At 38.9% G+C, this 15323-nt stretch carries 7 protein-coding genes; 3 read left to right on the plus strand and 4 right to left on the minus strand.

The annotated features are described in order from the left end of the window. Positions 1 to 6: 6 nt before the first annotated feature. The 3 genes from B9A18_RS09680 to trhO form a co-directional block, all read right to left on the minus strand. Positions 7 to 3072 (minus strand): SusC/RagA family TonB-linked outer membrane protein, encoded by a 3066-nt coding sequence (locus B9A18_RS09680; RefSeq protein WP_084289067.1) that lies wholly within the window; start codon positions 3070 to 3072, stop codon positions 7 to 9. A 256-nt stretch (positions 3073 to 3328) separates the two neighbouring features. Beyond that, positions 3329 to 6220, minus strand: coding sequence for a ligand-binding sensor domain-containing protein (locus B9A18_RS09685; protein WP_084289068.1), 2892 nt, complete (start codon positions 6218 to 6220; stop codon positions 3329 to 3331). Positions 6221 to 6235: 15 nt separating this feature from the next. Beyond that, complete coding sequence (gene trhO, locus B9A18_RS09690; protein WP_084289069.1) at positions 6236 to 7174, minus strand: oxygen-dependent tRNA uridine(34) hydroxylase TrhO; 939 nt, start codon at positions 7172 to 7174, stop codon at positions 6236 to 6238. A 322-nt stretch (positions 7175 to 7496) separates the two neighbouring features. Between trhO and B9A18_RS09695 the strand changes: the two genes are divergently transcribed. Next, complete coding sequence (locus B9A18_RS09695; protein ID WP_084289070.1) at positions 7497 to 8684, plus strand: C1 family peptidase; 1188 nt, start codon at positions 7497 to 7499, stop codon at positions 8682 to 8684. A 58-nt stretch (positions 8685 to 8742) separates the two neighbouring features. Here the strand turns inward: B9A18_RS09695 and B9A18_RS09700 are convergent, their stop codons facing one another. Then, complete coding sequence (locus tag B9A18_RS09700; protein ID WP_144009445.1) at positions 8743 to 11190, minus strand: DUF5686 and carboxypeptidase regulatory-like domain-containing protein; 2448 nt, start codon at positions 11188 to 11190, stop codon at positions 8743 to 8745. 242 nt (positions 11191 to 11432) lie between these two features. Between B9A18_RS09700 and B9A18_RS09705 the strand changes: the two genes are divergently transcribed. Both B9A18_RS09705 and kbl read left to right on the plus strand, forming a co-directional pair. Continuing rightward, positions 11433 to 13967 carry a DUF5686 and carboxypeptidase-like regulatory domain-containing protein gene (locus B9A18_RS09705; protein ID WP_084289072.1) on the plus strand — a complete coding sequence of 845 codons (2535 nt, stop codon included), beginning with the start codon at positions 11433 to 11435 and terminating at the stop codon, positions 13965 to 13967. A 69-nt stretch (positions 13968 to 14036) separates the two neighbouring features. After that, complete coding sequence (gene kbl / locus B9A18_RS09710) at positions 14037 to 15224, plus strand: glycine C-acetyltransferase (protein WP_084289073.1); 1188 nt, start codon at positions 14037 to 14039, stop codon at positions 15222 to 15224. Positions 15225 to 15323: the final 99 nt, after the last annotated feature.

The raw sequence follows: 15323 nt of genomic DNA on the forward strand, positions 1-15323 counted from the left end.
CGCAGATTAAAAAGTAAGGTTGATACCAAAATTGTAGGTTGCAAACAAAGGATAAACATTGGCATCCAAACCTGCATTTAAGCTGTTTGGTATAGTTGTTTTAATCTTTTCTGCATTGTCTGTAGGCACCGGTCCTACTTCAGGACTGAATCCTTTATACCCAAAAATGTTGATTGCATTTTGTGCATTTGCATAAATTCTAACCTTTTTGATCTTCCATTTATTTAAGATACCATCAGGTAGTGTATATCCTAGTTGTGCATTTCTTACTCTGAAATACGATCCACTGGATACATAGAAGGAGTTGGGGGCAGCGTTGGCTGAAGCACCGATATTGGCTGAAGGGTAGGTGTTTGAAGTGCCTTCGCCGTGCCATCTGTTGTCAAAAAAGTCTTTGGTGATGTTCTCGTTTCCAAAACGATAGGCCAGGTTGGCGTTGTATATATCTACTCCTGCTACTCCCTGGAAATCCAGTGCAAGGTCGAAGTTTTTGTAAGCAAAATTGGTGTTTACACCATAAGTATACTTAGGGTTGGGGTTACCTATCACTGTTCTGTCAGCAGAAGTGATTTTTCCATCCCCATTCAAATCTACATATTTAAAACCTCCGGGAGCGGCACTTGCCTGTGTAGGTGAATTTGCAATTTCAGCTGCATTTTGGAAAATTCCGGCAACTTTATATCCATAGAACATTCCTATAGGGTCTCCAGCTACAGTCCTCGTGGCCAGAGAGCCGTTGGTGATACCTGTACTACCCGAGTAAATAGGTGTTTCACCAGAAAGTACATTTAGCACTTTATTGGCATTGTAGCTAATGTTACCGCCAATACTGTAGTTTAAACCACCTTCAGTTGTATTGGTCCATGCTGCTGATAATTCTACACCTCTGTTCTGGATGTCGGCCTGGTTTCCAAGTAAATCGTTGTCTTTTGTTCCCAACGACCCAAGTACAGGAATTTTAAAGATGGCCCTTGAAGTTTTTCTACTATAGACATCTGCTTCTACAGTTAACCTGTTGCTTAGGAAAGCTGCTTCAATACCGATATCTGTACCAATTCCTTTTTCCCAAACGATTGCAGGGGGAATAAGGGTGTTCACACTTTTACCGGTAAAGGGTGTATTGTTGAATATTGCAACCAGATTGCCTGTTTGATCTAATAATTGTTGCGAAGGGTTAATCGGAACACTCGCATTTCCAATCATACCCCAGCTACCCCTTAATTTCAGGGAGCTGAACACAGTTTGGTTTTTCATGAAATCTTCGTTGGTGATTACCCATCCGGTACCTACAGAAGGAAAATATCCCCAGGTCTCGTTGCCGCCAAAAAATTGGGAAGCACCATCAGCACGGATAGATGCATTCAGCATGTACTTATTTTTGAATGAATAGTTGGCTCTGGCAAAGTAAGAAGCAAATTTGATCAGTGAGCCCTGATCTGCTACACTTCTGGTGGCTGCATCGCCTAGACTTAAATATAAATCTGCGTCACTATTGAAGGGGACATTTTGCGCGGACGCATTTAAGGTATAAGCTTTATTGCTTTGCGCAGACTGACCAAGCAATACTGTCAGGTTATGATTTTCGCTGAAAGTGTTGTCATAAGTCAAGGTATTTTCAATTATCCAGTTCCTGGTTTCCACACGTTTTATATCCAGAATGCTGGCATCGCTTTTCTGCGCATAGGTAGCATAGTATTTTGGATTATATTTCCTGTTCTCCATTTGACCGAACTCTCCACCAAAGCTCGTTTTAAAGGCGAAGTGTTTTGCAAATTTAAGTTCGGCAAAAATATTACCGGTAACACTGTTTTGTTTGGTTTGCTGATTAAAAAAATCAAGGCTGGCCTGAGGGTTGAAGTTAGCGCCATCTCCAAGAAGCTGATCATTTGGGTCGCCATAAGATCCGTCTGATTTGAATACTGGTACAGAGGGTGCTGCCGAATATAGCTGGTGATAGATCGTTGCAGGAACATCTTTCGATTTACCTGAAACGCCGGTAATGTTGTAACCTACTTTAAGGTTTTTTAACAGCTGTATATCATTTGATACACGAGCAGTATATCTTTTATAGTTGTTGGTCTGGATAATTCCGTCCTGATCAAGGTAGCCCAATGAGATGTTATAGGTAGATTTCTCTGTTCCTCCTGCTACTGAAACATTATGGTTAGTTACAAATGCATTGCGAAGGATCTGATCGTACCAGTCAGTTCCGGCACCTAAATTAGAGGTATTGTTGAATACTGGGTTTCCGCCATTCAATACAGCAAGCTCGTTTGTAAAGGTAGCATACTCTTCGGCATTTGCCATTTTAACCTTATTGGTGACCTTCTGGAAACCTGCATAAGCATCGTAGCTGATTGTGGTTGGTGTGCCTGATTTTCCTTTTTTTGTAGTAATCAGCACAACTCCGTTTGCAGCGCGTATACCATAAATAGACTGAGCAGAAGCGTCTTTTAAAACGCTCATGTTTTCAATGTCTCCGGGATTTAAAAAGTTAATGTCATTGTACCATACTCCATCTACCACATATAATGGAGCCTGGTTGCCAAATATCGTTCCCAAGCCACGAATTCGGATCTGAGGCGAAGAACCAGGAGCTCCGGTATTTGTGATTGATACACCGGCAATTTTGCCTTGTAATGCTCCTACAGGATTGGTAGATGCCTGTTTTGATATTTCAGATCCCTTTAAACTGGCTACTGCCCCTGTTACGTCTATTTTACGCTGGGTTCCATAACCAATCACGACAACCTGCTCTAGTTGTTGCGAAGAGGGCGTCAGTACCACATTGATTGTTCCCTGTCCGTTAACGGGAATTTCCTGGGTTACGTAACCCACATAAGTAAAGACTAGGGTGCTGTTAGCTGTTGTATTAATGGAATACCTTCCGTTAGCATCTGTTTGTACTCCTGTAGTACTCCCTTTTACCATAATACTTACTGATGGAATGGTTGTCTTATCCAGGCCGTCGGTAACAACGCCTTTAACAGTAATATTCTGTGCAAAGGCTGTGTTGGTAAAAAGTAAACAAAGAATACTTAAAACAGAAAATCTTGTAAAAAATCTTTTCATACTCGTTTAAGTTTTTGGTTAATAATGATGGTTAAAGCTGCGGTAGATTTTTGGCTATAACAAGTTTGACAACCTCAACATTAATACATCATTGGGTGGAAATGGGCTATCTCATGGCATTGTATAATCGTGTTTTTTAGTTCAAAAACATGGTTTTAATGAATTGGAACCAATTTTTTATACTACATCAAATAGATTAAAAAGGTTTGGTGCTGATGTGATAGTTTTTGAGGTATGAGAGGTAATGATGTAGTGTTTAAAGCTCCATTAGGAACTCTACAAGGTTCTTATCATGGGGTACATTCAGCTTTTTTCTTAACCTGTATCTCCGGATTTCGACTCCGCGAAGGGAAATGTTTAGTAGAGAAGCAAGTTCTTTGCTACTCATATTCATATGTAAATAGGCGCATAACTTCAGGTCGTTTGGCACCAGGTCAGGATGATTGGTTTTGAGTTTTTTAAAGAAACTCTCGTGCGCTTCATTAAAACTGCTTTCAAATAAATTCCAGTCGCGTTCATCATTCATGCCTTCCTCAATTACTTTCTGGATTCTTTTAAGCTGATCATCGGAAAGTTTTTTCCCATGCTCATCCTTAAGCTTCAAAATTTCTTCACTAATCTTTTTAAGCAGTTCATTTTTATAAACGAGGCTCATCGCCGAATTAGCCAATTCCCTACTCTTACCGGCCAACTCTGCATGTAGCTTTTCAGTTTGCAGTTTGATGATTTGTTTTTCCGTTGCTTCTGCTTCCTTCTTCAGAAAGATCTCTTTTTCTTCTTGAAGTTTTACCGTGATCGAAAGCTGATCTTTAAGTAACTTTTTCTTATAAAGTTTCTTGCCAATAAATAGCAACACAGTCAGTAAGAGCAGATAAAATGCTAATGCCCAGTTGCTGGCGTAAAAAGGTGGGAGTATTGTAAACTCAAAAGAAGTAACTTCACTTAAGTTCTGGTCGTTAATTTTTGCGCGTACAAGGAATTTGTAGTTTCCATGTCCGAGATTTGTAAAGTCTTTCTGAGAAGCCAAACTCCAGTCTGACCATTGTTTGGAATATCCTTCGAGGTAATACTGGAATTTAATTTTGGCCTCTCTGTAATAAGGAAGGGCATAAGAAATTCGGATGTTATTCCGAACGAAAGGGATCTCTATTTCAGATTCGCTGTTCCCAATTTCGCTTATTATTGAATAAGTGTCTGTAATATCTTCTACCTTTCGGATGAGCACGGAAGGTAAAATGGGTTTTTCCTTATTTTGAGATTGCATGGCGTTGTAGATTACAAAGCCATCATCTACACTGATGAGGTAAATCTGATTGCTGATTTTGCTAATGTTCTCGTAATACTGGACCATACGGCCATCAAGGGCACTGAAGCGGTTAGAGTCTATTTTAATTATTCCGGGCTGACCAAAATCAATGAGTGCCATTTTACCATGATTGATAAACCAATATCTTTTGTCACCAGCGCTAATTACTTTATTTGAATTGGCAAAAGAGCCTATAACTTTATTTAGGGTCTCGTACCTGGTGAAGCGATTGCTGATCTCATCAAAAGTTAAAAAGCCTTCGTCCGAAGAATAAAGTAATTTATTTTCCAGCGTAAACAGGTTAACATTATAGCTGCTTGGTAAACCATTACGCTCATCGTAATATTTAATATGTGTTACTTTTTTAAAATCAGGGCTAAGACTAAGTTTGTACAAACCTCGATAAGCATGGCTTACCCAAATATCGCCCTTAACATCTATTTCTACATACCTCGAAGGTTCAGCGAAATTTTCAATCTTATAGAAATACTTCCATAATCCCGATGCATCTTTTTTATAAAGTACAAGGCCTGTATAAGTACCCTGAATTAGGTAGTCGTCATTTAATTTTTTTATGGTCCAGCCACCACTTGTGCCGGATATCTTTTCTAAGGTGTTGTCATTTATTCTGTACGTGCCATCATTATGACCACAAAAAAGTTGGCCATCAATCAAACTGAGGTCCCATATCTGGCCTTGAGAATGTGGTACCAGCTTAAAGTTAAAGGTTTTGAAAGACCGTTCATTTTCAGCTATCCAGGGGCTTGAGAATAGGCCCTGGTTCGTGCCCAGATAGATCTTGTTCTTATAGATCCTGCTGGAATAAACAGTTCCAAATAAGCCGGTTTTATCAAAGTAAAAGTAAAGCGGAGAATTAAGCTCTATCCGATCTATCCCATTGTCTAACCCAGCCCATAAATTCTCTTCATTATCAGCATAAATGCTTAGTATGGTATTGTTTTGTAATCCGCTTGATTTATTAATGTGCTGTATAATATTGCCTTCTTCATCAATAATGATTAAACCATTTAATATGGTTCCGTAGGCGTAGTATTTTCCCAATACACGGACACCGTTATTGAGCTGATAAGTCTGCAAAAAAGCATTGGCAGCTGTGATAAAGGGACTATATCGTTGTCCATCATATAAGAATAAGCCACCTTTACTGGTTCCTATCAATAATTTGCCATTTTTATAAGGTAATATAGATAGTACACTCTCTGGGAGTGCAGGGCCGTTGTTGCTTAAAGGAACCAGACGGTTCTTACTTAATTCAAATAATCCCTTGCCGAGTTCTTCTACGATAAAGCGCTTGTCTACTTTGTGGAGAAACAGAAATGAGCCCTTGCTTTTTACTATACTGATTTTTTTATCCTCGTAAATGTAAATGCTTGTAAATGATTGGAAGATGATTTTTTTACCATCAATATAGATTTTCCAGATCTCATCAGTCATTTTATGATCTTTAGGGATCAAGGAAGTTAAGGAGTAATATTTTAACCGCTTATTTGCCACCTTCCAGTAGCCGAATTCGCCAAATCCACCCGCATAGATTCTCCCTTGAGGATCTGTTGCAACAGCCCGAACAATTTGCCGGTTTGGCATTTCATATTGTTGCCAGTACCTACCGTCGTAACTAAGAAGACCTTGTGCATTTCCAAAATACATGATGCCAGACTTATCCTTGGCTATCGACCAGTTTTGGTTGCCGGATAGGTAAACAGATTTGGAATAATTTTGTATGTAAGGAACCCCAATACTATTTATATTAGCTGCTGTTGTGCAAAGAGGCAAAAGTAATGCAATATAAAATAGATAGTATTTTAGGTTCCTGAGTTTCATGAATAGCCGGGTTAATTATTTGGTGGCTACGTTTACAGGCTGAGGTACTTTTACATAATATCCTGTTCCATCGTATTTGCGTTTGCGTGGGTTTGTTGTGCAGGCAACTGAGCAGCAGCCTTGCAGTTCATCACCACATTCATCACATTGCGTAACATGCTCATTGCATTCCGGATTGGCACAATTGATCATTTTAGGCGTTGTTTTACCGCAATTATAGCATTTGGATACGATTGTAGGATTTACTGTATTTACATCAACGGCAATACGGCTGTCGAAAACATAGCATTTACCTTCAAAGTCTTCCCCACCAGCTTCTTTACCATATTTAATGATACCGCCGTGAAGCTGGTACACATCGTTAAAGCCATGATGAAGTAATAAGGCAGATGCTTTTTCGCATTTTATGCCACCAGTACAATAGGTTAATACTTTTTTGTCTTTGTATTGAGCAAGCTCGTTGATCTTTTCCGGGAAATCCCTGAAGTTCTCTATGTCAAGGGTAATGGCATTTTTGAAGCGACCAAGGTTATGTTCGTAATTTGAGCGAACATCAAGGATGATTACATCCTCCTGATCGATCATTTTCTGAAATTCTGCAGGCTCAAGGTGTTTACCTGTTTGTCTGTTCGGATCGATAATGTTTGGATCTCTTAAGCCTGAGTGTACAATCTCGGACTTATACCTGCAATGCATTTTAATGAAAGAAGGTTCTTCTACATCGTCGATTTTGAAGTCTGTTTTTGCAAAACGTTCATCAGCTTTGATAGCAGCCATATAGGCTTCGCAGGCTTCTTTGGTGCCCGAAACGGTGCCGTTTAAACCTTCATCAGCTACGATGATCCGGCCTACAAGACCTAAGGATTTACAGAATTTAAGATGATCGTCGGCAAATTGTTCTGCCTCTGCTATATGACTATAGCAATAGTAAAGTAATGTCTGGAATTTTGTCATAATTCATTGATACCGGTGCAAATGGCGTTTAATGCTTTGCAAAGGTGCAAAAAAAACCGTTCTCCTCCAAGGCTGGAACCGCTTGTCTAAAGAAGACAAAAAATCCCAGATCTTGTCTGAGAAGGTGTTTTTTGTTTTAGACAGTGCGCTTAGAATTGTAACAAATTAAGTGCTTTGGGCATAAGATAAGGCCGTTTTTACCGTTTTATAGCCTATGTCGTTACCGCCGATAGGTATATCACTTAATTTATGTTGGATAATTACTAAGTTTGCAGGCGTTAATCAATAACTATATCGTATACTAACTAACTTTAAACATAAAATGACTAAAATTTCAATGAAACCATTGTGGTTAGCAGCAGGTCTTATGCTAAGCGCTACTGCTGGTTTTGCACAAGACAATCTTGTTAATTCACTTAAAAATAACCAAAGTGCTAACAGCGCTGGAAGCTTTAATTTTACTCCGGTAATTAATGCTGAGGCTACTTCAGTAAAGAACCAGAAATCATCAGGTACTTGCTGGAGCTATTCTACCAACTCATTCCTTGAATCAGAAATGATCCGTATGGGTAAAAAGCCGGTAGATTTAGCTGATTTATTTACAGCTCGTAACGCGTACATCGAAAAAGGAATCAATTATGTGCGCATGCATGGTGCTTTAACTTTGGGTGATGGTGGTGCTTGTCATGATGTAACCAACATGTTTGCTAAGTATGGTGCTTTGCCTCAGGAAGCTTACAGTGGTAATGACTATGGTAGTCCGGGTTCATCTGAAAGAATGAACAAATTAACTGAAGCAATTTTGAAAAAAGCTGTGGAAGGTAAATTTGATCCTAGCTGGAAAGCTAAATACATTGCAACTATCGATTCTTGCATGGGTGTAGTTCCTGAGAAATTTACTTACGAAGGGAAAGAGTATACTCCAGTAACTTTTGGTAAAGAGGTTGTTGGAATTAATCCTGCTGACTATGTTGAACTTTCATCTTTCACTACCAGCCCTTACTATGAAAAAGCTGTGTTAATGGTGCCTGATAACTGGTCATTTGATCAGGTGTATAATGTTCAGATGGATGATATCATCAACATTATCGACAATGCAATTAAAAAAGGATTTACTGTTGCATGGGCTACAGATGTTAGCGAGAAAGGCTTTAGCTGGAAAAATGGGGTAGCTTACGTACCAGAAAAAGATTTCGAGAGCATGAGCAATGATGAGAAAAAAGCAATGTTTAATGGTCCTAAAACTGAGAAAGAAATTACTGTAGCTTTACGTCAGGCTGCTTTTGATAACTACGAAACTACTGATGATCACGGCATGCAGATCACTGGCATGGCAAAAGATCAAGCTGGTAAAGAATATTACATCGTTAAAAACTCTTGGGGTGCTACTAACGATTACAAAGGATATTTATACGTAACTAAAAACTTTGTGAAATATAAAACTACTGCGTTTTTATTGCACAAAAACGGAATTCCTTCAGACTTACGCAAGAAAATGGCGATTAAATAAGCTGAGGTTTAACCTATAAAAAAAGGGAAGTGCATTTGTACTTCCCTTTTTTTATAGGTTAAAATCCATATGAGAACCTGAAACCATGGTTTACTCTATTTTTACCATTGTAGGAGAATCCATAAGTGGCTCGGAATATAAGTCTGCTAAGTCCGAAGTAGAACTCCGAATAGTTCTTTTTTGTAGGCTGGGTTAAATAGCTGGCACCAATTATTTCCTCTAGTTTTAGCTTACGTAAGAAGGGCACCTTGTTTGTGAAAAAGCCCGAGAAGTTATGCTCGGCATGGGCTTCCAGGTACTCCCGGTCAGTGCTGAAAAGATAGAAGTCAAGAAACATGAACTTTCTTAAGTCCGGAACAGAGAATAAGGAATTGTTACCCTGAAAATGTTTGGCTTCCGGATAATAGACGCTTTTGTTATTCAGGAATTTTCCGGCACCTATAATAAATGACGAATATCCCCATAAGCCACTGCTGATATTCTTTTGTGAGACTTCAATAGACACCAGATCATAATTGACACTGCTGTTCAGTGCACCATTTATCCCTTTTTTATAGGTAAGGTCAATAACGGGATATTTAGTCGGCTGATAAGACCTACCTTCAGGTCGGGTGATGTATTGTTGCCCAACAGTATAATTTAAGGATGCAGTAATGGTAAGTGCTTTATAGTTCGGGAATAAGGGTGTTTCTGTATCAGGACTAAAGGGGTTATTTGAGGTGAAATGCTCCCCTTTCAGGTCCTCTACTTTGAAATCGGTAGTGTTTGAAAGATGAATATTACGGGAATAGTTAGCATTTATACTAGCTTGAAGTCCATTCATAAGCATCCTTGTTGTACCAATATTGGTAAATTCTTTTTTATAGAATTTTGAGTAGTTGGTTTCAAAGAACAGTGAGTTGATGGAGTTGCCTAAAAGGCTCATGGAGCCGTAATTGTTAAGATCATAGATACCCGATCCTCCGCTGATATTGATGTTTGCCTTTTTTATTGGATTGTAATGATAAGTTGCGGCAAGATTTGCGGTAAGGGTCTTATTAGAAAAGCCATATCTTCCTTCAGCCCTGACGTTGTAGTAACTATTGTCTTCAAGTTTTTTAGTATAAACTATTCCAGATTTGATGGCAAAGCCTTCAACGGTGTTATAGAAAAAAGATTGATAAATTGGGTCGAAAACATAGCGCTTACCCGTGTTGCGCTTGTTGATGGTGTATCCTGTGACGATCAACTCAAAAGCGCCTAGTCTGTTGTTTACTTTTTCCATTGAATCCAGATATCTGTCGGAATTTTTTATTGCCGCAATGCTATCTTTTCTAATGTAATTAAATTTTTCTTCATTGGTAAGAGGAATTGGACGGTTGTTTATCCAGAATAATGAGTCTTTCGTGTTTACGGCAGCCGTGATTTTAAGAATTTCGCCCTTGAAGTAGTTTTTTGGGAAACTGGGTTGAAGGTTATAATTACTATATACGCCGATGTAATACCCTTCAAACTTAAAGCCTAATATGTTTCCATTGAATTTAAAATTAATGTTGGTTGGCATATAGGTAAAGTCAGTTTTTAAAAACTGCTGGGATATGTTCAGGGTATCAAGCAGGTTGATACCGGTATTTTTCGTAAGGTAAACATCGGCATTAACCAGGTGCCAGCTATCATCAATAATATAGATGGTTCCTCTGAACACCGGATCGTTTTCTCTGCGGGGAATGATCTGGATTTTGTTGATTTGTACGCCATTCTCTGTAGTAACACCCAGTAACTTGTAATCATAGTATCGGAAAGCATTGTCAGAAATCGGAGACACAAAACCTCTTGAACTTAATTTGTTTTCGAGTAAAATGTTATCGTAAAAATTGATGATCAGGTCGGAGGCCTTATTAAAGCTGAAAGCTTTGTTTTCACCTGCAGTTTTCGAAGAAACCATCTCTTCATGGATTTTATCAGGTCGCTGATAAGCAAATGTGGAAGTGGATTCTGAAAGATATAGTATGCCTTTTCTGTTGGTATCAAGATCCAATAACCTCTGTACATCCCTGCCAAATATCTTTTTTGGTGCACCAACAAGTTTTTGTACGCCTTTGATATATACATTGGTTGTATAGGCCTGTACTTCTGTCAAATGTTTCTTCCGAGCTTTTATGGCTTGACGAATGATCTCATAAGCAGGATTCTCAGCGCTCGCATTGATCGTAACCGCTGAGAGTGTATAGGCCTCAGGGCTAAGTATGATGTTGTCTAAAAGGTCGGCCGTGATGGTTAACTCTTTTTCTATGGGCTTGTAGCCAATTGCTTTGAATACGATCGTGTGGGTGCCTGATTCAACCGAGAATCTGTAATCTCCATCTATATTCGCTGAAGTCCCTTTTGTTGTGTTTTTAATGTAAACAGAGGCAAAAGATATGGGTACACCTTCTGTATCACGGATGTTTCCACTAAGCTTGAATTGTTGTGCTGAACTGCTAAGGATGCTTATTATCAATAATAATGTGATAAGGAAAGGCTTCATCAATAGGTGTTTTTATTCTAGGTTAAATATAGATCTCATGCTTAAAGGAAATGATAATGATGTTGGATCATATCTTATACCCATTTGTAGGTATATTTAGCTTGACCTCAGCATTTTCTGTCACTTCTTTTAAAGAAATGAAAAATCGTAACTATCTTTGTTTGTTCTAAAACTGCTCCAATGGGATATACTAATACAACAACAAAAGTATTACAAATTAAGGCTTATATACTTTAAAACCTATGTTTTTTCAAATTATAACTTTAAATCGTAATGTTGTACATCCTGTGTTGTTTGTGCTCATGACCTTTTTCTCATTAAAGTCGCTTGGACAAACCTCCGTTAAGGGGGTGATTAAAGATAAATTTACCGGACAGCCAATTCCTGCAGTTTCTATCTCATTTTCAGGCATTGGTGGTGGGACTATTTCCGATAAGGATGGTTTTTTTCAGATTCGTATCAGCAAAACAATAAAGAGTCTTGTTTTTTCGGCTGTAGGCTATAAAAAATTACAGTATTCAATATCGGTAAAAGAATCTCCTTATTTAAATATAGAACTTGATGAATCCAGCAATAATCTTGATGGGGTGAGTATTGTTGGGGCGAAGAAACCAAAATATCGTAATAAGAATAATGAGGCGGTTGAGTTAATCCGCCAGGTTATTGAGCATAGAGATAAAAATCGGAATAAGCAAGACAGCACCGTAGTGTTTAATCAATACGAAAAGCTAAACATGTCTTTGAATATGGGCGCTAAGGAGATTTCTACTTCCTCTTTTTTACGAAAATTCCCTTTTTTAATAAGTACGGCTGATACCATTAAGCTACCTGGGAGGGCATTAATTCCTTTGTTTATGCGCGAAAGGCTAACTATGCGTCAGGAAACCAAAGATCATTTGGATGATAAATCGGTGATGCTGAATGAGAAGCAGTCCAGGTTTGATCAGGCTTTTGATGAGGATGGTATTGATGAATATCTCAACCATATTTATCAGCATGTGGATGTTTATGAACATGATATTGCCTTGGGAAGTCAGCGCTTTTTAAGCCCGATTTCGTCCCTCGCACCTGAATTTTATAAGTACTTTATAACGGATACGATTAAAGGGAAGGTTAATGTTGTTCGGTTGGCTTTTAGTCCGAGAAATAAACAGGATCAGCTATTTATGGGCGAAATGCTTATTCCCCTGGATGGGAATTATGCAGTAAGCAGTGTTACACTTTATCTGAATAAAGCTATTAATATCAATTGGGTAAACGATTTTCAGGTAACTGTAGGGTACAAAAGGGACCAGAAGGGACAGTACTATATCTCCCAAAGTACGACAGCGATGGATTTGGGGCTTTTTAAAGGTAAGCATAGTCTTTATGGTGTACGTACGTTGTTGACTACAGATTACAGGCTAGGTAATAAGGGTGTTGTATTTCCTGCTCCTAAATCTCTTTCGCAGATAAAGAAGAGCTCGAATAGTTTTGAGCGACCAGTTTCATTGTCCTCGATAGAAATAAATGCATACAAGAATATCGACAGTCTGAAAGAGTCTCCCAGGTTTAAACGCTTTATGCGGGTTACGGCTTTGGTACTTACAGGTTTTCATAAGGCAGGGCCGGTAGATATTGGCCCGGTATCATCATTTTATAGTTTTAACAATGTTGAAGGAACCAGGCTTCGGTTGAGCGGACGGACAAATGAAGATTTTAGCAGTAAAGTTATATTAGATGCGGGAGTGGCTTATGGGCTTAAGGATAAGGAATGGAAACATTCGGTAGGGTTAATCTACTCGTTTAAGCCGGAAGGTGTTCTCCAGTTTCCGATGAATGTAATTACGGTACGTAGCAGTTATGAAACTCAAATTCCAGGTCAGGATCTGAGTTTTATAGAAGAGGATAATTTCTTGTTGTCGTTTAAAAGAGGGGTGGATGATAAACGCTTGTATAACCGAAAATGGACTGCAGAGTATTTTCGTGAACTGGAAAGCCACATTTCTTTTCGTTTAGGTTTAAGGAGTCAGGGACTTACTCCAGCGGGTGGATTGATATTTCAACCGGAATCGGGCGCTCCAGCCGTTCGTAAACTTCAATTATCTGAGCTTACTTCTGAGTTAAGATGGGCGCCTAAGGAACAGTTTTATCAGGGGAAACGTTTCCGTCGCCTTATTAAAAATGGATACCCTGTATTTTCTTTAAGAGCTTCCGCTGCATTTAAGGGATTCTTGCAAGGTGATTATTCCTTTCAGAATGTATCGCTGAACATCTTTAAAAGGTTGTACCTGGCTCCTTTTGGTTATTCGGATGTAATTGTTGAGGGGGGGATGATATTCGGTAAAGTTCCTTTCCCATTGTTGGCCATCCATAAAGCCAATCAAACTTATTCTTATCAGATTCAGTCTTACAACCTGATGAATTTTATGGAGTTCATGAGCGATAAATATGCCAATATCAATATAGATCATTCATTAAATGGTTTAGTTCTGAACAAAATGCCATTGATTAAAAAACTACAACTTCGGGAGGTGTTTTCTTTAAAAGTGCTTTATGGTGGCATTTCTCCAAAGAACAAGCCTGAAAATGATTCGGAGCTTTACCGCTTTGCTACAAATAAGGAAGGCGTTCAAACTTCATTTGGATTGGGTAAGACACCTTATGTGGAGGGAAGTGTCGGACTTTCAAATATCTTTAAGTTGCTGAGGGTTGATTACGTTAGACGTTTCACTTATCTGGACAATCCCAATGTGTCAAAATCAGGAATCAGGGCAAGGATACACCTAGATTTCTAAAAACACTTATTAAGGTTACCTCCCAAACTGGGGAATTGTATAACTTTGGCTGTATCAAATTATAATATTATGTATAAAACATTACAGCCGGTTCTTCAACAAGAGCTAGACCAGATAGAAAAGGACGGTTTATATAAACGTGAGCGCATTATTGTTACGCCTCAGGGTGCAGACATAAAAGTAAGCACCGGTCAGGAAGTGATCAATTTTTGTGCAAATAATTATTTGGGACTGTCATCAGACCCTCGTGTTACTGATGCTGCAAAAAAGGCTATTGATAAATATGGTTACGGAATGTCGTCTGTGCGCTTTATTTGCGGTACACAAGATGTGCATAAAGAATTGGAAGCAAAGCTTTCTAAGTTTTTAGGTACTGAAGATACCATTTTATATGCTGCAGCCTTTGATGCGAATGGAGGTGTTTTTGAGCCTTTGTTTAACGATCAGGATGCAATTATATCAGATGAACTGAACCACGCTTCAATTATTGATGGCGTACGTTTGTGTAAAGCAAAACGTTTCAGGTATAAAAATGCTGATATGGCTGATTTGGAGCAACAATTGATCGCTGCAAAGGATGCCAGACATCGTATTATAGTAACTGATGGCGCGTTTTCTATGGATGGGGTAATCGCTCCATTAGATAAGATCTGTGATTTGGCTGATAAATATGAAGCGTTGGTGATGATCGATGAGTCGCACTGTACCGGTTTTATCGGAAAAACAGGCCGCGGAACTCATGAACATTTTAATGTGATGAATAGGGTTGATATCATTACCGGTACTTTAGGTAAGGCGCTTGGTGGTGCATCAGGTGGTTTTACCGCGGGTAAGAAAGAAATTATCGATATGCTACGCCAGCGCTCACGCCCATATTTATTTTCAAATACATTGGCTCCTGCAATTGCCGGTGCTTCTGTTGCGGTATTGGATATGCTAAGTGAGACGACTGATTTGAGAGATAAATTAGAGCAAAACACAAAATATTTCCGCGAGAAAATGACTGAAGCCGGCTTCGACATCAAGCCAGGGGTACATCCAATTGTGCCTGTGATGTTATATGATGCGAAACTTGCTCAGGAGTTTGCTGCAAAAATGCTGGATGAAGGTATTTATGTAATTGGTTTTTACTATCCTGTGGTTGGTCAGGGCAAGGCACGTATCCGTGTTCAGTTGTCTGCCGCACACGAAATGCATCACCTGGATAAAGCAATAGCTGCTTTTACAAAGGTAGGTAAAGCACTAGGTGTAATATAAATTATAATACCGGGTTCATTTTCCTGCTTGTAACATCTGGCAAGTTGATTTTGAACCCGGTCTATATAAAAATATTATATAAATTGCTGTATATTTGAC

It is taken from the genome of Pedobacter nyackensis, assembly GCF_900176505.1.
Lineage (GTDB): Bacteria > Bacteroidota > Bacteroidia > Sphingobacteriales > Sphingobacteriaceae > Pedobacter > Pedobacter nyackensis.